We start from the raw sequence: 23479 nt of genomic DNA on the forward strand, positions 1-23479 counted from the left end.
GGGGCTTTCGTGCTTTAATCTTGCTTAAAGCGCTGCCGTTCCGTAAATGCCTTGTGCCGCCCTCCGATTTTTTTTGATCTCCACAGCACCATTCCCAAACCTCATACGTTGTATTGAAAAGCAAACGCCTGAACATGAAAATTGCCAAACGCCTACTGATCGCCTTCTTCCTGCTTATCGCCCTTTTCCTTGGAGCTGCCATCGCTATTCCTTACTTCTTCAAAGACGAACTGGTAACGATGGCACGTGAGGAAGCCAACAAAACAGTAAATGCGGAGGTCGACTTCTCGGATGTCAGCCTTTCCCTCCTACGCAGCTTTCCTGATTTCAGCTTGCGGATCGACTCATTTTCTGTGATCGGGAAAGACGCTTTTGAAGGAGTACCACTGGCTAAAGGAGCCTACGCTGCCCTTACCCTCGACCTTATGTCCGTCATCCGGTCCAGCGAGCCGGTAGCGCTAAAGTCTGTCCACCTCGAACAACCCGAACTTAACATCATCGTGCTCAAAAACGGTACGGCCAACTATGACATCACCCTGCCTTCCGATGCCCCTGCCGATACCACCTCTGCCACAGGTGACTACAGTAACCTGGTCATTCAGCTCGCTTCCTACAGCATCGCCAATGGCAGCCTCCTCTATGATGATCATAGCCTGGACACCTACCTTGAAATCAAAGGGCTCAACCATTCCGGCTCTGGCAACTTCACCATCGATGTGTATGACCTCGATACGCATACCGACATCGCCGGGCTGACGGTGGCACAAAGTGGCATCACCTACCTCAATAGCGCCAAAGCGGAACTGGACGCCATTTTCAACATTGACAGCCCCAACAGTAAATACACCCTGAAAGACAACCAACTCACGGTCAATGCTCTGCAACTTAACGCCGATGGTTTTGTGCAGCTTGATGGAGACAATATCAACATGGAACTGGCTTTCAACAGCCCGCAGAACGAATTCCGCCACCTCCTCTCCCTCATACCCAATGCCTACATTGAGGGGTACGAGGACGTAGATGTGACCGGTAAGTTCACCCTGGAGGGTAATGTATCCGGGGCCTACAACGGTACCACGGAAACTTATCCTGCTTTCGCCATCAGCACTTCCGTGAGCGACGGGCGGGTGAAGTACCCTGACCTCCCCCTGAGCATCGACAACATCAATACCAGGGCTAACGTCAACAGCCCCAGCAGCGATTTTAATGACCTGGTGGTGGATGTGCCAAGGTTTTCCATGACCCTGGGCGACAACCCCTTTGAAGCCAGCTTCCGGTTGCGCACGCCAATCAGCGACCCTGACCTACAGGCTTCCGCCAATGGCCGCATCGACCTGGCCGCGCTTAGCCAGGCTTTTCCTATAGAAGGGGTAGAGGAAATGGCGGGGCTAATCATCGCAGACCTTAATATCGACACCCGCCTTTCTGTCATTGAACGGGAAGATTACGAACAAGTCAATATGAATGGCGACCTGCAGGTACAGGGGCTCAAGTATGCCGCCACTGGTCTGCCCACGGTTCAGATACAGGATGCGGCAATGGCCTTTTCTCCACAGTTCGTTGATTTGCGCAATTTCAAGGCTCAGCTGGGCAAAAGTGACCTGCAGGCTTCGGGCCGCATCGATAATCTTCTGGCCTACTTTTCTCCCGAGAAAACCATGACCGGACAGTTAAAAGTCCGCTCAGATTATTTTGATATAGGTGAATGGATGCCCGAAAGCGAGGAAACGGCAGTAAATGGGGTGCCGGACACCACCTCCGCAACAACCACCGGAGAGATATTTGACCGCTTCGATTTTCAACTGGACGCACAGGCCAGGGAAATCGTCTACGACAGCTACACCATTAAAAATGCACTGGCAGTGGGCGATATTCGGCCTAATATCCTTCGCGTCACCGATATCGGAGCTCAAATTGGAGAAAGTGACTTTACCGGCAGGGGGGTGATTACCGGTATTTTCGACTATCTCTTTGAAGATGGCATACTGGGCGGCGACCTGCAACTGAATTCCAACCGGCTCAACCTCAATGAGTTCATGCCGGAGTCAGAAACAACAAATAATGAAACAGCTACGGAGGAAAGCTACGGCGTCATCCCTATACCCCCGAATATTGACATGGAAATGATGGCGACTATCGGCCACCTGACCTACACCAATATTGACCTTAAAAATGTCAGAGGCCACCTGGTCATAGCAGATGAAGCCATTGTTCTGGACAACGTGCGTGCTAACGGCCTGGGTGGTGAACTCGCCATGAGCGGTAGTTACGAAACCACCAATCCGGAAGAACCGGGTTTCAGCTTTAAGTATGATCTTAGTGGCCTGCAATTCCAGGATGCCTTTAGCACTTTCAATACCTTTGAACAACTGGCACCCATAGGCAAGTACATCAAGGGGCGCTTTAACAGTACCCTGATCCTGGACGGCAAACTGGGGCAGGACCTCTACCCCAAGCTCAGCACCATTAACGCTGAGGGCTTTCTGCAAACGATGGATGCTGTTCTCCAGCAATTTAAGCCACTGCAATCCATCGGCAATAAGCTACAAGTACAGGAGCTTAAGGAAAATATCAGTATTAAAAATACTAAGAACTGGTTCGAAATCAACAACGGTACGCTTGAGCTAAAAACCTACGATGCCAAAATCGCCGGCATTGACATGAAAATCGGTGGCACCTACAGCGTTACCGACCTGATGAACCTCGATATCAAAGCGCAAATCCCCCGCGATAAGATGTCCCAAAACGCACTCGGTGCAGCAGCCAACAGTGGCCTCAAACTACTGGAATCTCAAGCCTCTAAACTGGGGCTGAATATCGGACAGAGCGAATTCATTAACGTTGGTATCGACCTGAAAGGCGCCATAGAAGACCCTAAAATTGGCGTTAAGCTACTTGGCTTGGATGGAGAATCAGGCGAGGACAAAGGCTTGGTTGACCAAGCCAAAGACCAGGTAAGGGACCAGGTTAATCAGCAAGTGGAAGAAAGCAAGAAAGCAGCCGAAGCCGCTGCCAAAAAAGCAGCCGACTCATTAAGAAATCTGGCCAAACAGGAGGCAGAAAAAGCCGCCGAAGACCTGAAGGACCAGGCAAAAGAAACCCTAAAAGACAAACTAGGAGAGCAACTCGACTCCACAACTCAGAAAAAAGTCGACGACGTCCTGGACAAAGTAGGTGGCGATGCGACCGATAAGATCAAAGACAACCTGGACAAGTTCAATCCTTTCAAAAAACGAAACAACAGTGGAGGTGGGGGCGGCCGTTAGTCTCTTACCTACTTAAAGCTCGCACCCGCGACTAAAAAGGGCTGCCCGGGTTCCTCAAACCCGGGCAGCCCTTTTTCATGCCCCACTCTGCGAACTTCGCGTGAGCCCCTTTGCGGCCTTCGCGTGAAAACCCAAAACTACATCTCCACCAAAGTAACCCCATCGCCCCCACGCTCCTGAGGCGGATGCGTAATATCCATCGGCACATTATACTCCCGCAGCTTCCGGCGTACCGCTTCCCGCAGCGCGCCACTACCCTTCCCATGCACGATCTCCAGGTGGGCCGCATTAGCAATCAGCGCCTGATCCACAAAATCTTCCACCACCTTCAACGCTTCCTCATAGCGCATGCCCCGGATATCCAGCTTGGGCTGAAAGCTCGCTGTATCCGTGGAGGTCTGAGACTGCACACTTTTGCCGCTTTGCACCTCAAGGGGGGCATTGGCGTGCTGTAAATCCCGCAGCTTAATGGTCATGCGCATCTCCCCCATACGGACCACCGCCCGGTTTTTATCAACAGACTCTACCGTGCCAGTTGCCCCGCCCGTTTTCATTTTCACGAAGTCGCCGGCTTTGATGGCCTCCTTCTTTTTGTCTTTTTCTGTGGGCTCGTAGTAGATTTTTTCGCGCAAGTCTGTGACTTGTTCCGCCAGCTTGCCACGCTGCTGTTTCACCTGCTGGGAAATCCGCTTCGCCTTTTCCAGGTTTTGCTGTTCCTTAATCTCCCGGATGAGGTTTTCCATCTCGCGGTTATCCCTTGAGGTTTGCTGAAGCGCCCACTCCTTGGCTTCCAGTTTGACCTTTTTGCGGCGGTATTCCAGTTCTTTATGGAGCTGCTCGTAGTTCCTGATGAGCGCGTCCAGCTTTTTCTGCTTGTCGGTCAGTTCAGCCAGCTTCTCTTCTGCCTCCTGCTTTTCCTGCTGCAATTCCACGAGCAACTGGTCCACCGCCTTTTCATTTTTGCCAGTGCGGTGCTTGGCATAATTCAGTATTTTGTTACTCAGCCCACTCTTCTCTGCAATCTCAAAAGCATAGGAGCTGCCTGGCCGGCCCACCTGCAATTCATAGGTTGGCGAAAGCGTATCCTTATCAAAATTCATGGAAGCATTGACAATCCCTTTCGTCTTAAAAGCATAAATTTTCAGGTTAGAATAGTGGGTCGTGATTACGCCGTATATCCGCTGCTCATTGAGCTGCCTGAGAATAGACTCGGCAATGGCGCCACCGATTTTTGGATCAGTGCCCGATCCAAATTCATCAATCAGGACCAGTGAATCTTTGTCAGAACGCTCCAGAAAATTACGCATATTTTCCAGGCGAGAACTATAGGTACTCAAATCATCTTCTATAGACTGCTGATCGCCAATATCGGCGAAAAGCGCTTTGAATATGCCCATCTCAGACTCCTGATCCACCGGTACCAGTAGCCCCGATTGCAACATCAGCTGCATCAGGCCGATAGACTTGAGAGTGATCGACTTCCCCCCTGCATTCGGCCCACTGAGCATCAGGATACGATTGCCTTTGAAAAGATTAAAATCAAACGGAACGGTGACTTTGTTCAGGCGCTTATTTTTAAGGTACAAAAGCGGATGCCGCCCCTGCCTTACCCCAAAGTGTGGGTGGCTAAACAGCGTCTTTGGCATTACGGCATTCATCTGCCGGGCCAGGCGTGCCTTAGCCTGTACAAAATCAAAGTGGATGAGGATATCCTGATAGGTGCGGATGTCCTCCCGGTAAGGGCGCAGTTCCGCGCTAAGTTCCCGGAGAATGCGGTAAATCTCCCGCTTTTCGTCCGTTTCCAGGTCAAAAATATCATTATTAATCTCGATAATACCTTCCGGTTCGATAAAAGCCGTCTTACCAGTAGTCGACTCATCGTGAATAATACCCCGGATGCTGCGCTTATGCTCGGAGGGGACACTAAGCACCCTCCGGCCGTTACGAAAGCTCTCAACGTTATCTGTGAGCCAGCCTTTGGAGCGATATTGATTAATGATGACGCGGAATTTTTGCTCCAGCTCTTTTTGCTTGGAGCCCAGCTGACGGCGAATGCGCATCAGTTCCGGAGAGGCGTCCGGGCGGATATTCCCCTCTTCATCAATTACGCCCTCAATAGCCTTGATCAGGTCTTCATTGAAAGATACTTCCCGGATGGCCTTGTAGAGCATGGGGTAAGTTTCCCGCCGCCTCGCATTAAAAAAGCGGAAAACGTCCCGGGTGAACAGCAGGATAAGGTTAAGATTCTGTAACCCCTTGACAGCCAGCACATAGCCTTCTACCTTGAGCATTTCAAGCTCTTCATCTACAGACTCGTAGGCACGCACCGGGAAGTGGTCATTGTGCTCTATTGAACGCGCAAACTCCTGTGCTTCACTCAACGCCACCTCAATTTGTGACTTCCGGTCGGACGGCACCAATTCACGCACTAAAGCCCGGCCAGGCTCACCCATGCACTCCTGCTCCAGCAGGTGCAGTACTTTATCAAACTCTAATTTCTCGAACAGATCTTTCGGTAACAGTTGCATCTTCTTCATTTAGGCAATGCTCAAACAGTAATTCTAAACAGCCGAGTTCCCGCTAGGTTTATTTATTTGCCCAACTGAAATTTTGGGCGGCTAAATTAACTTTTTCCCTTCCCCCAACCTAAATTTGGGGCTTTTCGAATTTAAATCAACCAATTGTGGCGGGCAATACCTACGGACAACTATTCAGGATAACAACTTTTGGGGAATCCCACGGGCGGGCCATCGGGCTGATTTTAGACGGCTGCCCGGCCGGGCTGCAGATTGACGAAGCATTCGTACAGGAGGAGCTCGCACGACGGCGGCCCGGACAGTCCAAAATCGTCACTCAGCGCAAAGAGGCCGACAAAGTGGAATTCCTTTCCGGCGTTTTTGAGGGGGCTACCACCGGCACCCCAATCTCTATGGTGATTTACAATGCCGATGCCCGTTCAAAAGACTACAGCCATATTGCTAATAAGTTCCGCCCTTCCCATGCCGACTTCACCTACCATGCCAAGTGGGGGCGCCGCGATTACCGGGGCGGCGGGCGCTCTTCTGCACGGGAGACCGCTGCGCGGGTTGCCGGGGGCGCTATTGCAAAGCTTTTGCTGCAGCAATACGGCATTGACATCAAAGCTTATGTCACTCAGGTGGGGCACCTTAAATTGGACAAAAGCTATCAGGAACTCAACCTTCAGCTGACCGAGTCTAACCCGGTGCGCTGCCCAGACCCGGAGATGGCCGGTCAGATGGAAGCTTATATCAAGGAAGTACGCAAAGCCGGAGATACGGTGGGCGGCGTCGTGAGTGCCGTAATTACCGGTTGCCCGCCCGGATTGGGCGAACCTGCATTCGACAAACTTCACGCCGATTTGGCGAAAGCCATGCTCAGCATCAATGCCTGCAAAGGGTTCGAATATGGTTCAGGATTCGACGGCGTAAGCATGCGCGGCAGTGAGCACAACGATGTATTCCGTACAGAAGGCGACCGTATCGTCACCGACACGAATCACTCCGGAGGCGTGCAGGGAGGCATTTCCAACGGTATGGATATTTACTTCAGGCTCGCATTCAAGCCGGTGGCCACGATTGTCCCCGCACAGGATTCAGTAAACGAAGCCGGAGAAAAAGTAACGGTAGAAGGCAAAGGGCGGCACGATCCATGCGTAGTGCCCCGGGCAGTCCCCATCGTGGAAGCTATGGCCGCTCTGACACTGGCTGACCATCTGTTGCGGCAACGTACGGCGAGGGTTTAAGGCAGCCCCTGCTCCGCTGATCCGGGCGTCAGCTCATCAAGCTCGCCCATTTTTTTGAGCAGGTCGAAGGTCTCCCGTGCCTCAGCTTCATCCACCACCTGAATGGCAGCGCCAACATGCACGAGCACATAATCGCCCGCTTTGGCTTCCGGTACCATCGTCAGGTTTACCTTTTTCATAATGCCATCGAATGAAACCTTTCCGATACGGAAAGTTTCATCGAGTTCTTCAGTAATGGCAACGAGTTTCCCTGGAATCGCTAAGCACATAATCAGGAATTTTCAGTCTGACGAGCTTCCAGCCACGCGTACCAGGCATCCATACCCTCGCCATTGGTGGCAGAAACTTCCAGAAATTCAATGTGTGGATTGACCCGGCGGGCATAGTCCATCGCCTTTTCCACTTCAAAATTCACGTAAGGCAGCAAGTCAATCTTATTGATCAGGCACAACTGAGCCGAGTGGAACATATCCGGGTATTTGATCGGTTTATCATCACCCTCCGTAGTACTGATGATGACCACCCGGTAGTTTTCGCCAAGATCGAACATCGCCGGGCACACCAGATTGCCTACATTCTCAATAAACAGTAAGCTGCCGTCCCGAGGCTTCAGTTTTTGCAGCGCCTGCTGTACCATATCACTTTCGAGGTGGCAGCCCTGACCGGTATTGACCTGTACGACCGGTACGCCCACCGCGTCAATGCGGTCCGCATCATTAAAGGTTTGCTGATCCCCCTCAATGACATAAAAATCGGTACGGTCTTTCATCTCGCGCAGGGTACGCTCCAGCACGGAGGTCTTTCCTGAGCCGGGAGAACTCACCAGATTAATCGCCAGCATATTTTTGGCAGCAAAATACCCCCGGTTACGCTCAGCCAGCAGCTGATTGCGATGCAGGATGTTCTGCTCCAGTTCCACCACCGCCTGCCTGCCGTGGTCATGGCTATGGTCATGCCCGTGGTGATGATGGTGACCGTGGTCATGATGATGGTCATGCCCATGATGGTGGTGGTCATGGCCATGGGTGTGCTCATGATGGTGGTGGTCATGACCATGGTGATGATGGTGACCGTGGTCGTGATGATGGTCATGCTCATGATGGTGGTGGTCATGCCCTTTCTCAGAAGGCAACGCTACTTTTGGCCCCTGGGCATCACTGCCACATCCGCAAACTCCGCACATATTTATAGTCGTTTAATTATTGGAAGGTGCCGGCTGAGGGGATTCGTCCATGATGAAAGCCATGGACTTCACATTCAGCTCTTTGCCGGCAATGATATTTTTGAAATAGCTGTTGCAGTGAGGGCAGGCATCGAAATGATGCTTCAGCGCAAAAGGTTGTTCACACTCAAGGCATACCGCCTGCCCATCTGTACTTTCAATGATTCGATCAGCCCCTTCGAGGGCGGTACCGGCTACAGCAGAAGGCCAAACGAAATACAGGGACTCCAACTGCACACCAGCCAATGCTCCGATTTGAAGCGTGATGGACTCAATGCGGGAAGCGCCTGACTCCCGGAAAGCCTTTTCTGCTATATCAACAACGCCCAGGGCGATCGACATTTCATGCATTATTCCGCTGCGCTTTTCGGTACACGAAAAACCCGATGACGGCTACAGAAGCCAGTACCATGGGAATGAAATGATCTGGTGATGCCAGATAGTGGAAAAACTGGCCGCCGTGGCCTACACCGTGCCCGCTATGAGCAAAAAGGGTAACGGGCAGAAGTGCCGCAGCGATTGCGATAGGCTTTTTCATAGTTGTAATAGATTTTAGATAAATGCAATGATAAAAAAGGTCAGGAGCGAATATAGTGACTTTTATCACCCCAAAGCCTGATTAGTGTCATAATACCATCAGGCTACACTATTTTATTTTGCAGCACGACTATAAGCAAACAAAAAATGCTGCCAAGATGAAATCCATCAAAAACAAAAGGGAGACCTACCTGCAGAGTGTACTCAAGCAGGGGTACTCCCGCCGCGACTTCATGAAGTTCGCAACTTACATGGCTGCTTACATGGGGCTGGAAACCAGCGTGGTAGGCCAGGTTGCCAGACAGCTGGAAAACACCCCCCGCATCCCGGTCATTTGGGAGCATTATCAGGAATGCACTTGTTGCAGCGAATCCTTCATCCGCTCAGACCATCCTATTGTATCAGATATCATCCTCGATAAGATCTCCCTGGATTACACCTTAACCCTTATGGCAGCATCCGGGCATCAGGCGGAAGCCGCCAAGCATGCCACGATGGAGAAATACCACGGCGAGTACATCCTTTGCGTTGAAGGCTCCGTGCCACTGGGCGACGATGGCAACTACTGCTGTATTGCCGGGCGCACTGCCATTGACCACCTCAAAGAGGCAGCAGAAGGTGCAGCGGTGATTATCGCCTGGGGCAGCTGTGCTTCGAATGGCTGCGTTCAGGCCGCCTACCCTAACCCAACTGAGGCTGTGCCCATCCATAAGATCATCAAAAACAAGCCGATTGTACGCGTACCGGGCTGCCCGCCAATTGGCGAGGTCATGGCTGGTGTGATCGTGCACTACGTCACCTTCGGCACCCTGCCGGAACTCGACCGGCTCAACCGGCCTAAAGCGTTCTATGCCAAGCGTATACATGACAGCTGCTACCGCCGGCCTTACTACGATGCCGGTTTGTTTGCCGAGTCGTTTGATGACGAAAACGCCAAAAAAGGCTACTGTCTCTATAAGGTAGGCTGCCGAGGGCCGATGACCTACAACTCCTGTGGCACCATCAAATGGAACAACGGGGTAAGCTTCCCCATCCAATCCGGCCACGGCTGTATAGGCTGTAGCGAAGATAACTTCTGGGACAACGGGCCTTTCTACGAGCGCATTTCCAGTCTCAACGGGTTCGGTATTGAAGCTTCAGCCGATCAGGTGGGTAAGGCAACCGCTGCCGCCCTTGGTGTCGGTGTTACCGCCCACGCCATAGCCGCAAATGTCGCCAAGCGCAACGAGCTAAAAAATAGCATTGCCGAAGGCACCCGCAACGAGAAACAAGTCAGAGAAGATTAACATTCCCGGTTAACCAATCATAAAACCATGTCAAAGAGAATAGTCGTGGACCCCATCACACGTATTGAGGGCCACCTTCGTATCGAAGTTGAAGTAAAAGACGGCGTCATTTCGGATGCCTGGAGCTCTTCCAGTATGGTGAGGGGCATCGAAAAAATAGTCTGTGGCCGGGACCCGCGCGATGTATGGGCATTCGTACAGCGCACCTGCGGGGTATGTACGACGGTGCATGCCCTGGCTTCGGTGCGCTCCGTAGAGGATGCACTCGATATTGTGGTACCGCCTAACGCGGAAATGGTCCGCAATATGATGGCTACGGCACTGTACATGCACGACCATGTTGTACACTTTTACCACCTTCATGCTCTGGACTGGGTGGATGTGGTAAATGCTCTGAAGGCTGACCCTAAGGCGACTTCCGAACTTGCACAGCGTATTTCGCCCTGGCCCAAAAGCTCACCGGGCTATTTTGCAGACATCAAAAAACGGATTACCCGTTTCGTGGAAAGCGGTCAGCTGGGCATCTTTGCCAACGGCTACTGGGGCCACCCGGGTATGAAACTGCCACCGGAGGCTAATCTGATGGCAGTCGCTCACTACCTGGAAGCCCTGGAATGGCAAAAAGAAATTGTCAAAGTGCATACCATCTTCGGTGGCAAAAACCCACACCCCAACTACCTCGTAGGTGGAATGGCTTGCGCGATCAATACGGAAGACCCCGGCGGACTGAATGCCGAGCGCCTGGCTTATGTCCGGCAATTGCTGGAAGAGGGCAAAAAGTTTGTAGATGAGGTCTACATTCCCGACCTGCTGGCCATCGCTTCCTTCTACAAAGACTGGGGCAGCATCGGCAAAGGCTTCGGCAACTACATGTCCTACGGTGAGTTTCCAACCAATGGATACCGGGACGTTTCCTCCTTCAAATTTCCGCAGGGCGTCATCCTGAACAACGACTTATCCAAAGTCCACGATGTCAACCACCGTGATAATGATGAAATCCGGGAATTTGTCAACAATTCCTGGTACGACTATACCAAAGGGGACGAGGAGTCCCTCCACCCCTGGGAGGGCGAGACCGAGATCAACTATTCCGGGCCCAAACCACCGTACGATTATCTGGATATCGACAAGAAATACAGTTTCATTAAGACCCCACGCTGGAAAGGGCTGCCTATGGAGGTCGGCCCGCTATCCCGTGTCCTGGTCGGTTACGCCCGTGGCAACGAGGAGATCAAAGCGGAGGTAGATGCGGTTTTAAAGCATCTGGATGTACCGGCTGAAGCCCTGTTCTCTACCCTGGGCCGCACGGCTGCCCGCGGCATTTGCGCCAAGCTGACCGCCAACTGGGGCCTGGAATTCTACGATCAGATGATCAACAACATCAAAAACGGAGATACCCGGATGGCAAACACCGAACGCTGGGAACCGGAGACCTGGCCGGCTGAAGCCAAAGGCGTGGGCTATATGGAAGCACCGCGCGGGGCACTAGGCCACTGGATCAAAATTAAGGACGGTAAAACCGAAAATTACCAGCAAGTCGTACCATCCACCTGGAATGCCTCTCCGCGAGACCCTAAAGGGCAACGCTCTTCCTATGAGTCTACCCTTATCGGTACCCCCGTGGCAGATGAAAAACAACCGCTGGAGATTCTGAGGACGATCCACTCCTTTGACCCCTGCATTGCCTGCTCAGTGCACTTGTACGATGAGGAAGGCAAGCATATTTCACAGGTGCGGCATTTGTCTTCCTGCGAAATTTAACCGGAAAAACCTGAGACCATGGCCTCTACAAAAAAAGACCTGACCTTTAAGCGCGTATACGTCTGGGAGTTACCAGTCCGGATTTTCCATTGGGCCAATGCGCTTTGCATCACCGTTTTGGCAGCAACAGGCTTTGTGATTGCCAATCCGCCGGCAATCATGTCCAGTACAGAAGCCAGCGGGCAATTTTGGTTTGGGACAGTGCGCTACATCCATTTCGCCACGGCTTACCTATTCGTAGGAGTTATGCTGCTACGGATTTACTGGGCATTTGTCGGCAACCGTTATGCCAACTGGCGGTCTTTTCTGCCCCTGACCCAAAAGGCCCTCCTGAACATTAGACACGTACTGCAGATCGACATTCTGCTTGGTGTGGACAAGGAGCACCGCCTGGGCAATATTGCGATTGGGCATAATGCTGTTGCTGGTGCCTCTTATGTAGTCCTGTTTTTGTTAGCCCTGGTGCAGGTTGCCACGGGATTTGGGCTGTATGAGCCTATGTCTGCCTTTTTTGTGGCAGACTTATTTGGATGGGTCATCCCCTTGTTTGGAAGCGACTTCACCGTACGGTTTATCCACCACGGGGTGACGTGGCTGATGATTCTCTTCATTATCATCCACGTCTACCTGGTATTCTATCACGACTGGCTGGAAGGCCGGGGTGAAGTGTCCTCTATGTTCAGCGGTTACAAATTTGTACTGTCTGACCGGATCAAGCCGGAAGATACGCTGGAAGGGGAAACCCCACCGGCTCAGGAAGAAGAGCCCTGGAGCGAAGAAGAAAAAACACCGGCAGCAGAAGCACACTAAATCAACATGCGAGAACTCGAAGCAAAACTCAGTCAGCGGATAGCTGCGCCCGATGCCACCGCTCAGCGCCCGTCGATACTCTTGATTGGCATTGGTAATTATCTCATGGGCGATGAGGGTATTGGCGTGCAGTTTATCCAATGGCTGGCTGAAAACAACATACAACTGCCTGATACAGACATCCTTGATGGCGGAGTGGGCGGTTTTACGCTCATGGGGCATTTTGATGCCTACGACAAGGTCATCTTTGTGGATGCGACTATGGACCAAAAGCCGCTGGGAACGGTCTCCCTGATCAAGCCCCGCTTTTCCTCTGATTTCCCGAAAGGGCTCACCGCACACGACTTTGGGCTTAAGGATATGGTAGAATCTATGTACCTCCTGGGCAGGGTCCCGGAGCTTTACCTGTTCACGATCTCTATTGAAGAGATACAGCCTATGACCGTGGCCCTCAGCCCGGAAGTGGAAAACAGCATACCCGTGCTTGCAAAGGAAATAGGGCAACTCATTCAACAGCTGGCAATTCCCAAGATGGTATGACCGATTACCGGTTTGCCAGATTCGGCTCCCCGGCGCCCCCCTTGGAAGGCGCATCTGCCATCGAAGCAGCGGTTGAGGGCCTCAACGAGGGCAGGATTATAGCCATACAGCACCCGTCCGGGTTTCAACTCCTTGCGGACGCCGCCCATTCAAGAGCCATACAGCGGCTCCGGCAGCGCAAGGGCACGCTCCTGCCATTCCCCCTGCTCTACCACGAGCTTTTCATCCTTACCGAAGACCTGGAAGTTGATGCCGCTGATATGCTGGCCCTTCAATCTCCGGAAAACCCCATTGTACTGCTCACCCGCAATGCCGATCCCTTGTCGCCCCTTGCCTTTGATGCCCTTGCCCCCGGTTTGTCCAGAATTGGGGCAACCCTGCCCGGCACTCCGCTGCTCAGGCACCTGATGGCGCATTGGCAAAAGCCAGCCGTTATGAGCAGCGCCAACCGGCATGGTGCGCCACCGGCTACCCATCCGCAGCGGGACCGGACTCAATTGGCAGCGCTCGCTGATGCCATGCTCTTCCAGCTCCCGCCTTACGAAGCCCCAGTGCCGCAACCACCAATCGTCCTTCACAGCCCCATGAACCGCACTGAAATACGCTTCAGGACTGGAACCGAAAGCCAGGCTCCTTTGGATGAGCTGATGGTGATCCGACAGAGGACAAAACTGGAAACCGTCAATAGCCTGGGCCTATTCTGGGATGAGCGGGGTTACCTGCAATACAGGATTACCGGGAGGCATTCCACACCGCTGCTAATTGAAGGTGATTGGGGAGGGTTATTTAAAAATGCCGCAGCGATCTTGCTGGGCCTGTCCGAAGTGCACTATCCATATGAAGCGGTGATGCGCCTGGAGTCCGCTGCCCACGCTTACTTCCGGCACAACTTCCCGAAACTTACCTTATCTTTCCTTCAAGACTGGGATGGAAGAACGGCTATACCAGACTACCTGCTGAAGGCGGTTGCTGAAGCCCATTCGCAAGGACACGAAGCAGCGCTGATCGCTGCCCGGCTTCACCTCTCCATTGCAGATTACGCAGGGCGGCAAGCTGAAGCACAACAGGCCGATAGTATTTTACTGTCTGGCCGGTATTTCAAAAATGCATGGCTGTTGGACCTCATCTGCCGGTTTTGGGGCAGCGCCTACGCGATTGCCTGCTGAGTTTGCAGTGCACTACCCACTTTTTCGGCCAATCCCTGATCCAGCCCACAATCTGTTAGCACCTTCAAATCATCCAGCACCAGGCCCACCACACGTTTTTTGTCGGCCGTAATTTGTGTTTTGACGTGATTGTAAGACTTTAGGGCTTCCCCAAGGTTTCCAAGCATCAGCTGTACGTGCCCGTGGTTGACGAAGGGCTGAGGGTCTGTAGGGTTGAGGGCAACTGCCTTTTGAGCTGGAATCAGGGCCTCGCTAGTTTGTCCGGCCAGCAAAAGTAGCCAGGCCTGAAAAGCATAAGCCTGTGCAAGCTCCTCCTCCATACTTCGATGGCCTGGATGTTGCTGGTGGTAAGTGGCCAACGCATCGACTATTTTGTGCTGCCAGCTGAGTTTCTCATTGTGCTCCAGCGTGGAGAGCTGTTCTTCCTGCCAAAGCGCGATTTCCCGCATCAGCCGGGCGGCTTCAAGCGTGGGATATTGGACATTGGAAAAGAAATCCCGGAAGTACGCTAAGTCGCTTTGCATACTAGCCAGTGCCGGCGATTCCTGCTCTATCTGGCTCAATGCTGATTCTATAACGGGCAGCATCGCCAATCCTTCAGCCTGGTATTGCATATCGGCAGTAAGCTCCAGCAGAGACTGGAAAAGCGTTGCCATATTCAGGGCCGTCACTGCCACGTCGGGCATAAATCCTTCGGGGTGGTCTGCCGCCAGCACCTGACGCTGCCTCAAAGCCCTTTGATAGTACGGCAGCGCCTCTTTGAAGGCCTGTTTTTCATCGTAAAGCACGCCGAGGTTGTGGTAAAGGGTGGCCTGATATGGCAGGAACAAGCCTGGCTGCTGCGTTTCGAGGGCATCGTATTCTTTCAGCGCCCGCTCATAGTTGAGGATAGCTTCCTCCCGCTCTCCCATTTCGGCAAAGAGCACGCCGAGGTTATTGTAGGTATTGGCTACAAATGGCTGAAAGTCTTCCGGCCGTGTTTCAGCAAGGTTATTGTAAGCCTCCAGGGCCTGTGTATAAGACAGGACCGCTTTGCTGTAGGCCCGTTCTTGTTTTTGAGCGAAAGCAAGGTTGTTGTAGCCAGCAGCAATTAAAGGCAGTACCGAGGGGTCATTCGACAAAGCTGCTTCGTAGGCACGGATGCCCTGCTTCCAGTAAAGCTCTGCCATCAAGGGGTCCTCATCGGTGTAACTGTCAGCCAGAGAGGTCAGGGCATTGCCCAGGTAGGGTTGAAAGACAGGTTTCTGTTTGACAAGGCCCTCATAAAGTGCAACGGCCTGCTTGATGCTTTTGCGCCAGTTGTAATGATCGCCGCCACGAGCTGCTGCCTGTGCCCGGTTGAAAACAGTGAGTGCGAGATAGGGTTGGAAAGTAGCTTCGTCGGTCTCTGCCAAAGCCTCATACCGCTTAACGGCAGCCCGGAAATAGGCATCCGCTGCTTTGTACTGCCGCAGGGCAGCCAGCAAATTGCCAAGGTTATTGCTCAAACCTGCCATTTGGTGCCTTTCTTCGGCATTCATTTCCGGTTCGGCTTTTTGGTACGCCTCAAAAGCCTGCTCGTAGTTGCGGACTGCAATATTGGGCTCGCCCTGTTCCTGGTAAATAGCGCCTATGGCGCTGCACACTTGTCCGCAAAGCAATGGGTCTTCACACTGATTCAGTACAGATTCGTAGCTATCGGCGGCCTGCTTCCAGGCTCCACTTTGGTAGTACACCTGGGCTTCCTGCAACAAGTCGTTGATTGAATTTTCCATATTTTCCTGATTTAGAGGCAAGCCTTTTTGACCCAGTCCAGATAGGCCAGGCGAGACATCTCGGTGAAGCCCAGATCGGGTGTATCGATACTTGGTTTTTGAACGTCAATGAAGTGGTAGCCCTGAGCTTGAAGTTGCCGGGCCAGCAAGCTTAGCGACAGCGCCCCGCCCCCTTCCGTACAGCTATACGTATATTCTGCGAAAAAGGCCTTACCAATAGCCACTCCAAAAATACCGCCAACCCAGGTGGTCCCATGCCGGACCTCCAGGGAGTGCGCATAGCCCTGCTCAAATAAAGCCCGGTAGACTGCTGCCATTTGCTCTGTTACCCAGTTTTCGCCCATGGGCGGGGTGTTTTGAGCTTCCTGTATTTGCCGGAGCAGCAGCTCAAAATGCTGATCGAAAGTGACTTCCAAATCCATACGGTAGCCAGGAAGCTGTTCCGGTGGTTCTGCATCCTCCGGCTTCAGAACTAAACGGGGGTCAGGCGACACCACTTGATGAAATCCATGGGGCTGAACCAAAAGTAGATGCCGCTTTGATAGGCATTCAACAGCCGTTCTACGGAGAGGTCTCCCCCTACAGCAATCATTCCCTGTTCGTCGGCAAAGTGTGCCGGTGGAAAGCCTGTATCGGTTTCGCTGAGTTGAAAAAAAGGCATGGCTCTTGCGTATTAATGGTCGAAAAATAAAGAGGGGCTTCCAATTGTCAGATGCGATTTGTCATTGCTCCGATAAAAAGTGTGTAGCGAGTGCTTCCTTCTTCCCCATTTTTCCGCACATTTGGTATCACGGACTTACCTCCCCCCTATTCACTATTATTATCATCTTCGATGAACAGACTAAACTACCTGAAAATGCGTATTTCTGAATGGCCCCGGTTCTGCCTGTTTGGGCTGCTCGTGCTTCTGGCCAGCTGTGGCGGCTCCAACCAAGCTCATAAGCACACAAATGCCCTCGTCAATGAAAACAGCCCTTATCTGCTTCAACACGCTCATAATCCGGTCAATTGGTACCCCTGGGGAGCGGAAGCCCTTCAAAAAGCAAAGGAAGAAGACAAGCTCATCGTCATCAGCGTGGGCTATGCGGCCTGTCACTGGTGCCACGTGATGGAGCACGAATCCTTTGAAGACTCAACAGTAGCCCGTATTATGAATGAAAACTTTGTAGCGATTAAAGTGGACCGGGAAGAGCGCCCGGACGTCGACAATATTTACATGACGGCCTGTCAGCTCGCGGCTGAAGGCGGATGCGGCTGGCCCCTGAATGCCTTTGCGCTGCCCAACGGGCAGCCGGTTTGGGCGGGTACCTACTTCCCGAAAAAAGAATGGCTGGAGGTGCTGAAATACTTCGCTGATTTATACCAAACCGACCGGGATAAGCTGGAGGAGTACGGGCAACTGCTGGCAGAAGGTATCCAATCGGTAAGCCGCCCCAAACCACTGGAGGAATCCTCTGAACTTTCACCGGATGCTTTGCAGACAGGCGCCTCAGCCATCCTTGAACAAGCGGACCTGCAATTCGGAGGGCTAAAAGGTGCGCCCAAGTTCCCCCTACCCTCTGTCTTCCGGTTTTTGCTGCGGCAGCATGTGCTCACTGGTCAGGACAGCCTGCTCCGCTTTGCCACAACCACCCTTGATGCCATGATGAGCGGTGGGCTGTACGACCACCTCGGCGGAGGTTTTGCCCGCTATTCCACCGATACCCAATGGGAAGTGCCCCACTTTGAAAAAATGCTCTACGACAACGCACAGCTCGTCAGCCTCTACAGCGAAGCCTATCAGCTTACCGGTGAGGAAGCCTATAAAACGGTGACGGAAGAAACCCTTGAATTCATCGCCCGGGAAATGACCAGCCCCGAAGGTGGTTTCTACTCCAGCCTTGATGCAGACAGTGAAGGGGATGAAGGACGCTTTTATACCTGGACCGCCGAAGAAGTGACTGCGGTGCTCGGTGAAGGACAGGCAGCCCGGGTTTTCATGGATTATTACAGCTTTCGCCCCGGCGGTAACTGGGAAGGGCGCAACATTTTGATACGAGAAAAAAATGTGCAGAAAATTTTGGATGAGTATAAATTATCTTCGTCTGAGTTAAGTCAAACCATCGCCGATGCCGGGTCAAAACTCTTTACGGCCCGCGCCAAACGCCCCCGCCCCGGGCTGGACGACAAGCAGGTGACTAGCTGGAATGCCATGATGATCAGTGGCTATGCCCATGCCTTTCAGGCGCTGCAAACGCCGGGCTACCGTGATGCCGCCGTCCGTGCTGGTGAACTGCTTCAGGAAAAGCTGGTGCAGGATGAGGGGCGCATCCTCCGTACCTATAAGGACGGACAAGCCAAGATCAACGGCTTTCTGGATGACTATGCCTTTACGATTGAAGCCTTTTTAGACCTGTACGCGATTACCTTTGAGGAAAAGTGGCTGGAACGCGCGGAGGCCCTTGCCCAATATGCCCTTAAGCACTTCTCCGCTGAAGACAGCCCGATGCTGTACTACACCTCCGACCTCGACCCGGCACTCATCGCACGGACAGCTAAGACCGAGGATAATGTCATCCCGTCCGGCAACTCCGCGATGGGCCGCGCCCTGCTGCACCTGGGCACGTACCTTTACGACACCACCTATACCCAGCGGGCCAGGCATATGCTGCAACGCATGGTCGGGGAAATTGAAGAGACCACTGCTCCTTCCTACTTTTCCAACTGGATGAACCTGTACAGCGAGCTGACTTACCCGCTATACGAAGTGGCTATCGTAGGGGAAGCTTTCGCTGAAAGGCGGCAGGCCCTGCAACAGCATTACCTGCCCAATGCTTTATTTCTGGGCGGGGCCGATGAAGGCAGCCTGGAATTGCTAAAAGGGAAGCTGCAGGAAGGGGAAACCTTCATATATGTCTGCCAGAATAAAGTCTGCCAGCTACCGGTGCAGGATGCACAAGCCGCCATTCAGCAAATGCGGAGAGGCAGGTAAACGGTTGTTCTACACCTCAAAGCCTTCCTCGTCCATGACTCTGCCATTGATACAGCGAATGATTCGGGCCGGGAAGTTCTCGATGATTCGGTAATCGTGAGTGGCGAGAAGAACAGCCGTATCGTTATGCTGGGCGAGGCGGCGGAGCAGCAGGAGAATGTCATCTGAGGTTTCGGGGTCGAGGTTGCCGGTGGGTTCGTCGGCAATGAGGAGTTCGGGCTTGTTGAGCAGGGCGCGGGCAATGACTACGCGTTGCTGCTCGCCACCGGAGAGTTGGTGCGGGCGCTTTTGTTCTTTGCCCTTCAGCCCGACCTGTTCGAGCACATCAGACATGCGGCTTCGCATTTTTTGCTCGTCCTTCCAATTGGTTGCTTCGAGCACAAAACGAAGGTTGTCCTCAACGGTACGATCGGAAAGCAGATTGAAATCCTGGAAGACAATGCCCAGCTTGCGGCGCAGCAACGGGATGGTTTTTCGGTTGAGTTTAGCGAGGTCAAAACCAGCCACTTGGCCTTTGCCCGCCCCCGGAGGCAGAGCACCATAGAGCGTTTTGAGCAGGCTTGACTTGCCACTGCCGGTCCGCCCGATGAGATAGACGAACTCGCCTCTGGTGATGTTCAGAGAGACCCCGCCCAGCACCTGATGGTTCATTTGCTCAATGGCCAGATTCTTTAAGTTGACGATAATTCGTTCATTCATAGGCAGGGGCATTTTTTAGGTAGACAAATATAGGCATTGTAAGGGGATCAGCCATTCTATACCACATTTTCTGACAAAAATCATCCCCCGAAAGCCCCCCCTTGACTACCTTTGCAGAATTGACAACGATTTGACCATGCCGGAGCGCCCCGAAGGAACAAACTAACCGTATGTTTGTATTCATTACAGCTTTATCAAATTTAACCAACGCGGAATATCCGGCTTAAAACTGTAGACAAACAGCTAATGTCATGAAGAAAATATATATCATCGCGATCATTATGGTAGGGGTTGCCATCGCTATGCTCACGAGCGCAGCGGATGACATGAGCACTTATGCCACTTTCGCTGACGCAGAACAAAGCGGGGAGCGGGTCAAAATTGCCGGGCAGCTTTCCAAAGATAAGGAAATGCACTATGACCCCGAGACAGACCCTAACTATTTCAGCTTCTACATCAAGGATGCGGAGGGAGATGAGCGCAAGGTAGTCCTGCTTTCGGAAAAACCACAGGACTTTGAGCTTTCTGAGCAGATCGTACTGACCGGCTCTATGAAAGGCGACGAGTTTGTGGCCACTGACATGCTCATGAAGTGCCCTTCCAAATATAAAGAGGAAGAGGTTTACATCAAGAGCGAGGCAGGATAGCTTCAGTTGTTCCTCACCTCAATTGTAAACCCCGGAGCCTCCCGCAGTCTTCGGGGTTTGCTACACTCAGCCGATAACAAAACAGGCAGCCCATAGCGCTGCACCACCTAATTTTCGATCAACGACAATACTCCATGCAAGACATTCAGTACGTAGGCGAACATCTTATCCCCGGGCATATTGGCCAGATGGCGATCATGCTTGGATTCTCTACGGCATTGCTCTCTACGATAGCTTACTTTTTTGCGACACAGCGCCGCGAACAGCCCGCTGAGGCGGCTAACTGGCTCCGGATCGGGAGGTTTTCCTTCCTCATTCACGGCATCGCTGTTTTCACGCTGATTGGTACCATGTTTTACGTGATGATCAATCAGTATTATGAGTATCAGTACGTTCAGGCGCACGTCTCCGAAGATCTGCCTATGAAGTACATTTTCTCCGCTTTTTGGGAAGGGCAGGAAGGCAGCTTTCTGCTTTGGATGTTCTGGCATATCGTGCTCGGCGGTGTCCTCATGGCTACTGGTAAGCGCTGGGAAGCCCCTACCCTCTCACTGCTATCTTCCGTACAGGTCTTTTTGGGTTCTATGATCCTCGGTATTTACATCGGGTTTGGAGACGACCCTATGCGGCTGGGCAGCAATCCTATGATGCTGCTCCGGGATATGGTCGATGCGCCGATTTTCCAGAGTGCTGATTACGTCTCTCAAATTACCGGTACCGGCCTTAACCCCCTGCTGCAAAACTACTGGATGACCATCCACCCGCCCACCTTATTCCTGGGTTTTGCCTCCACTACTATTCCGTTTGCCTACGCCATAGCAGCTCTTTGGACTAATGACCACAAAGCATGGCTGAAGCCTGCCCTGCGCTGGAGCCTCTTTAGTGGTGCCATACTGGGTATCGGTATCCTGATGGGCGGGGCATGGGCCTATGAAGCTCTTAGCTTTGGTGGGTACTGGGCATGGGACCCGGTGGAAAATATGTCGCTGGTGCCCTGGCTTTTCCTCATTGCCGGCATTCATACCAACCTGATTGCCAATGCAACCGGACACTCCATCCGCAGTACGCATATTTTTTATGCCTTGACCTTTATCTTCATTCTGTACTCCACCTTCCTGACCCGGAGTGGGGTACTGGGCGATACCTCGGTGCATGCCTTTACGGAAATGGGGCTGGAAACCCAGCTGATTTTGCTAATTGGTTTTTACATCGCGCTGTCAGCAGTACTGATTGGCAAGCGTTACAACAGTATACCTGCGCCTCAGAAAGAGGAAGCCACTGCCTCCCGGGAGTTTTGGATGTTTATCGGTTCGCTGGTATTGCTGTTCTCAGGCCTCATCATTTCGGCTTCCACTTCCCTGCCGGTGTACAACAAGATCATGACGTACTTTAACCCGGATTACATCGGCCGAGTCATCACTGATCCGGTGCCTCACTACAACAAATACCAAATCTGGATTGCCGTCTTCATCAGTTTGCTTTCCGGCATTAGCCAGTACCTGCGCTTCCGGGAGCCTAACTTTAGCAAGCAGCTTAAGAAATTTAGCATTCATACGGGCGCAGCCATCGGCATTTCTGCTTTGCTGACTTACCTTACGACACTTTGGATCGCCATGAATGCCTGGCAGTACACCGTCATGTTATTCTTCGGTTGGTTTACCATCGTCGCTAATATGGATTACCTCTTTACTGTAGCTAAAGCCCGGCTTAAGATGGCAGGCTCTGCGGTTTCCCACGTTGGTTTCGGTATGATGATCATCGGTATCCTGGCCTCCGGGCTTAATCAGGAGGTGATTTCCAACAATACCTTTGTGATGGAAGGACTGATTGAGGGCGCCACCGAAGACCAGCTGCGCAAAAACGTCATCCTCTTCAAGGATTCGCCTTTGATCATGGGGGATTACGAAGTGACCTATGTTTCTGATACCGTAAGCCAGTTCTCCCGTACCTTCAAAGTGAACTACAAGCGGCGGGATGCTTCAGGGGATGTGGTAGAGGAGTTCAACCTTTATCCGAATATTCTTTACGATAAATCTTTCACCAAGGTAGCAGCCTCCAATCCGTCGACTAAGCGTTACCTGGACCGTGATATTTTCACCCATATTGCTTCCCTGCCACGGGTGGAAATCGATATGGAATACCGCAAAAACCGGGAAGACAGCCTGAACTACAAGGTGTACGAAGCGCTGATCGGAGAGACAATCGCCTTTCAGGACACCGTGCCCATCCGCGATCAGGACACCTTCTTTGTGAAGCTCTTCCGTGCAGAGCTGGTCAGCATTGACCGCGACCCTTCCCATCCTGATTACACCAAGGAAGAAGGAGACCTGCCTATCGGGGCCACCATCCGTATTCAGCGCCTGGATGAAGACAGCGTATTCACTGTTCAGCCGGTGCTGGTCCTGCGGGGTCAAATGCTCTATAGCTATCCGGTACAGATCAATGATATTAGCTCCAAAGTGCGGCTGAGCGAAGGTATTTTTGATGCCGTATTTGGCCGGGAGGTCAATATGGAGTACCAGCCCTTCACCTTTAAGGAGGGAGACCAGATTACGTACAACGGGCACACCATTCAGTTTGCAGGTTTCAACAAGAACCCGGAACATGAGGCCTATGAGCCTCAGGAAGAAGACATTGCCGTAAGCGCAATGATCAGTGTACAGGGGCAAAATGGGGAATCCTATATGGCACAACCGCTTTATCTTATCCGCGGCAGCCGCCCCCTCAACCTGAAAGACGAGATCTCCGAGCTGGGGCTGCACTTCCGCTTCACCGGTATCAACCCACAGGAGGAAACCGTGGAGGTTATGATTGGGCAGGCGGAAACCGGAGGCGAGCACCCGATCCCATTCGAGGTGGCGACAGACTCCCTGCGTGCCGATTATATTGTGCTGGAGGCTATCGAATTCCCGGGCATCAACCTGTTTTGGCTGGGCTCAACGATGATGATGATTGGGCTGTTTATGAGCATGTTAGTGCGGATGCAGCAGCGTCGGCAGGTAGCTTAAACAAAGAACCGCACGACGGTTAAGCGGGCGGAAGTTGGCAAGTGGCCCA

The 23479-nt window shown here is 52.5% G+C and carries 20 protein-coding genes; 10 read left to right on the plus strand and 10 right to left on the minus strand.

Annotated features, from left to right (window positions below):
• The first annotated feature begins 134 nt into the window (after positions 1–134).
• Positions 135–3266: an AsmA-like C-terminal region-containing protein gene (locus tag ACO08I_RS04060; protein ID WP_421948563.1), complete on the plus strand. Its 3132-nt coding sequence runs from the start codon at positions 135–137 to the stop codon at positions 3264–3266.
• 137 nt (positions 3267–3403) lie between these two features.
• On the opposite strand, the gene ACO08I_RS04065 is transcribed toward ACO08I_RS04060, so the two are convergent.
• Positions 3404–5794 carry an endonuclease MutS2 gene (locus ACO08I_RS04065; protein ID WP_282780061.1) on the minus strand — a complete coding sequence of 797 codons (2391 nt, stop codon included), beginning with the start codon at positions 5792–5794 and terminating at the stop codon, positions 3404–3406.
• A gap of 155 nt (positions 5795–5949) precedes the next feature.
• On the opposite strand from ACO08I_RS04065, the gene aroC reads away from it, so the two are divergent.
• The gene (aroC, locus tag ACO08I_RS04070) at positions 5950–7029 is read left to right on the plus strand and encodes a chorismate synthase (protein WP_282780059.1); all 1080 of its coding nucleotides are present in this window, start codon (positions 5950–5952) and stop codon (positions 7027–7029) included.
• Here the strand turns inward: aroC and ACO08I_RS04075 are convergent.
• The 5 genes from ACO08I_RS04075 to ACO08I_RS04095 all read right to left on the minus strand — a co-directional run bounded on the left by ACO08I_RS04075 (position 7026) and on the right by ACO08I_RS04095 (position 8789).
• Entirely contained in the window at positions 7026–7298 is a 273-nt protein-coding gene (locus tag ACO08I_RS04075; protein ID WP_282780057.1) for a HypC/HybG/HupF family hydrogenase formation chaperone, read from the minus strand. The genes aroC and ACO08I_RS04075 overlap by 4 nt on opposite strands.
• 2 nt (positions 7299–7300) lie before the next feature.
• A complete protein-coding gene (hypB, locus tag ACO08I_RS04080) occupies positions 7301–7951 on the minus strand; it encodes a hydrogenase nickel incorporation protein HypB (protein WP_421949747.1) in 651 nt (216 codons plus the stop codon).
• The gene (locus tag ACO08I_RS04085) at positions 7849–8142 is read right to left on the minus strand and encodes a hypothetical protein (RefSeq protein WP_421949751.1); all 294 of its coding nucleotides are present in this window, start codon (positions 8140–8142) and stop codon (positions 7849–7851) included. Before ACO08I_RS04085 ends, hypB begins: the two co-directional genes overlap by 103 nt.
• Positions 8143–8224: 82 nt before the next feature.
• Positions 8225–8602, minus strand: a complete 378-nt coding sequence (locus tag ACO08I_RS04090) for a hydrogenase maturation nickel metallochaperone HypA (protein ID WP_044227709.1) — start codon at positions 8600–8602, stop codon at positions 8225–8227.
• Positions 8595–8789: a hypothetical protein gene (locus tag ACO08I_RS04095; protein ID WP_282780052.1), complete on the minus strand. Its 195-nt coding sequence runs from the start codon at positions 8787–8789 to the stop codon at positions 8595–8597. Before ACO08I_RS04095 ends, ACO08I_RS04090 begins: the two co-directional genes overlap by 8 nt.
• Before the next feature lie 166 nt (positions 8790–8955).
• Here ACO08I_RS04095 and ACO08I_RS04100 point away from each other — a divergent pair, with 166 nt between their 5' ends.
• The 5 genes from ACO08I_RS04100 to ACO08I_RS04120 are packed head-to-tail and all read left to right on the plus strand — an operon-like array spanning position 8956 to position 14351.
• Positions 8956–10074, plus strand: a complete 1119-nt coding sequence (locus ACO08I_RS04100; RefSeq protein ID WP_044227954.1) for a hydrogenase small subunit — start codon at positions 8956–8958, stop codon at positions 10072–10074.
• Positions 10075–10101: 27 nt separating this feature from the next.
• Positions 10102–11835, plus strand: a complete 1734-nt coding sequence (locus tag ACO08I_RS04105; protein ID WP_282780050.1) for a nickel-dependent hydrogenase large subunit — start codon at positions 10102–10104, stop codon at positions 11833–11835.
• An 18-nt stretch (positions 11836–11853) separates the two neighbouring features.
• A complete protein-coding gene (gene cybH, locus ACO08I_RS04110) occupies positions 11854–12645 on the plus strand; it encodes a Ni/Fe-hydrogenase, b-type cytochrome subunit (protein ID WP_282780048.1) in 792 nt (263 codons plus the stop codon).
• A gap of 6 nt (positions 12646–12651) precedes the next feature.
• Complete coding sequence (locus tag ACO08I_RS04115) at positions 12652–13185, plus strand: hydrogenase maturation protease (RefSeq protein WP_421948564.1); 534 nt, start codon at positions 12652–12654, stop codon at positions 13183–13185.
• Positions 13182–14351, plus strand: a complete 1170-nt coding sequence (locus ACO08I_RS04120; RefSeq protein WP_421948565.1) for a Sua5/YciO/YrdC/YwlC family protein — start codon at positions 13182–13184, stop codon at positions 14349–14351. Before ACO08I_RS04115 ends, ACO08I_RS04120 begins: the two co-directional genes overlap by 4 nt.
• On the opposite strand, the gene ACO08I_RS04125 is transcribed toward ACO08I_RS04120, so the two are convergent.
• Genes ACO08I_RS04125 through ACO08I_RS04135 form a run of 3 tightly spaced genes read right to left on the minus strand, consistent with a single transcriptional unit; the run spans position 14333 to position 16766 of the window.
• Positions 14333–16105 carry a tetratricopeptide repeat protein gene (locus ACO08I_RS04125; protein ID WP_421948566.1) on the minus strand — a complete coding sequence of 591 codons (1773 nt, stop codon included), beginning with the start codon at positions 16103–16105 and terminating at the stop codon, positions 14333–14335. The genes ACO08I_RS04120 and ACO08I_RS04125 overlap by 19 nt on opposite strands.
• A gap of 11 nt (positions 16106–16116) precedes the next feature.
• Positions 16117–16629: a hypothetical protein gene (locus tag ACO08I_RS04130; protein ID WP_421948567.1), complete on the minus strand. Its 513-nt coding sequence runs from the start codon at positions 16627–16629 to the stop codon at positions 16117–16119.
• On the minus strand, positions 16578–16766 hold the full coding sequence (locus ACO08I_RS04135) for a hypothetical protein (RefSeq protein WP_421948568.1): 189 nt from the start codon (positions 16764–16766) through the stop codon (positions 16578–16580). The genes ACO08I_RS04130 and ACO08I_RS04135 overlap by 52 nt, the downstream gene beginning before the upstream one ends.
• A 195-nt stretch (positions 16767–16961) precedes the next feature.
• Between ACO08I_RS04135 and ACO08I_RS04140 the strand changes: the two genes are divergently transcribed.
• A complete protein-coding gene (locus ACO08I_RS04140; RefSeq protein WP_421948569.1) occupies positions 16962–19076 on the plus strand; it encodes a thioredoxin domain-containing protein in 2115 nt (704 codons plus the stop codon).
• A 9-nt stretch (positions 19077–19085) separates the two neighbouring features.
• On the opposite strand, the gene ACO08I_RS04145 is transcribed toward ACO08I_RS04140, so the two are convergent.
• On the minus strand, positions 19086–19787 hold the full coding sequence (locus ACO08I_RS04145; protein ID WP_421948570.1) for a cell division ATP-binding protein FtsE: 702 nt from the start codon (positions 19785–19787) through the stop codon (positions 19086–19088).
• 239 nt (positions 19788–20026) lie between these two features.
• On the opposite strand from ACO08I_RS04145, the gene ACO08I_RS04150 reads away from it, so the two are divergent.
• Together ACO08I_RS04150 and ccsA are read left to right on the plus strand one after the other, a co-directional pair.
• Positions 20027–20422 (plus strand): cytochrome c maturation protein CcmE, encoded by a 396-nt coding sequence (locus tag ACO08I_RS04150; RefSeq protein ID WP_044227724.1) that lies wholly within the window; start codon positions 20027–20029, stop codon positions 20420–20422.
• Positions 20423–20556: 134 nt separating this feature from the next.
• Positions 20557–23430 carry a cytochrome c biogenesis protein CcsA gene (gene ccsA, locus ACO08I_RS04155; protein ID WP_421948571.1) on the plus strand — a complete coding sequence of 958 codons (2874 nt, stop codon included), beginning with the start codon at positions 20557–20559 and terminating at the stop codon, positions 23428–23430.
• Positions 23431–23479: the final 49 nt, after the last annotated feature.

The organism is Phaeodactylibacter xiamenensis (genome assembly GCF_965229835.1).
In the GTDB taxonomy this organism is placed as follows: Bacteria; Bacteroidota; Bacteroidia; order Chitinophagales; family Saprospiraceae; genus Phaeodactylibacter; species Phaeodactylibacter xiamenensis.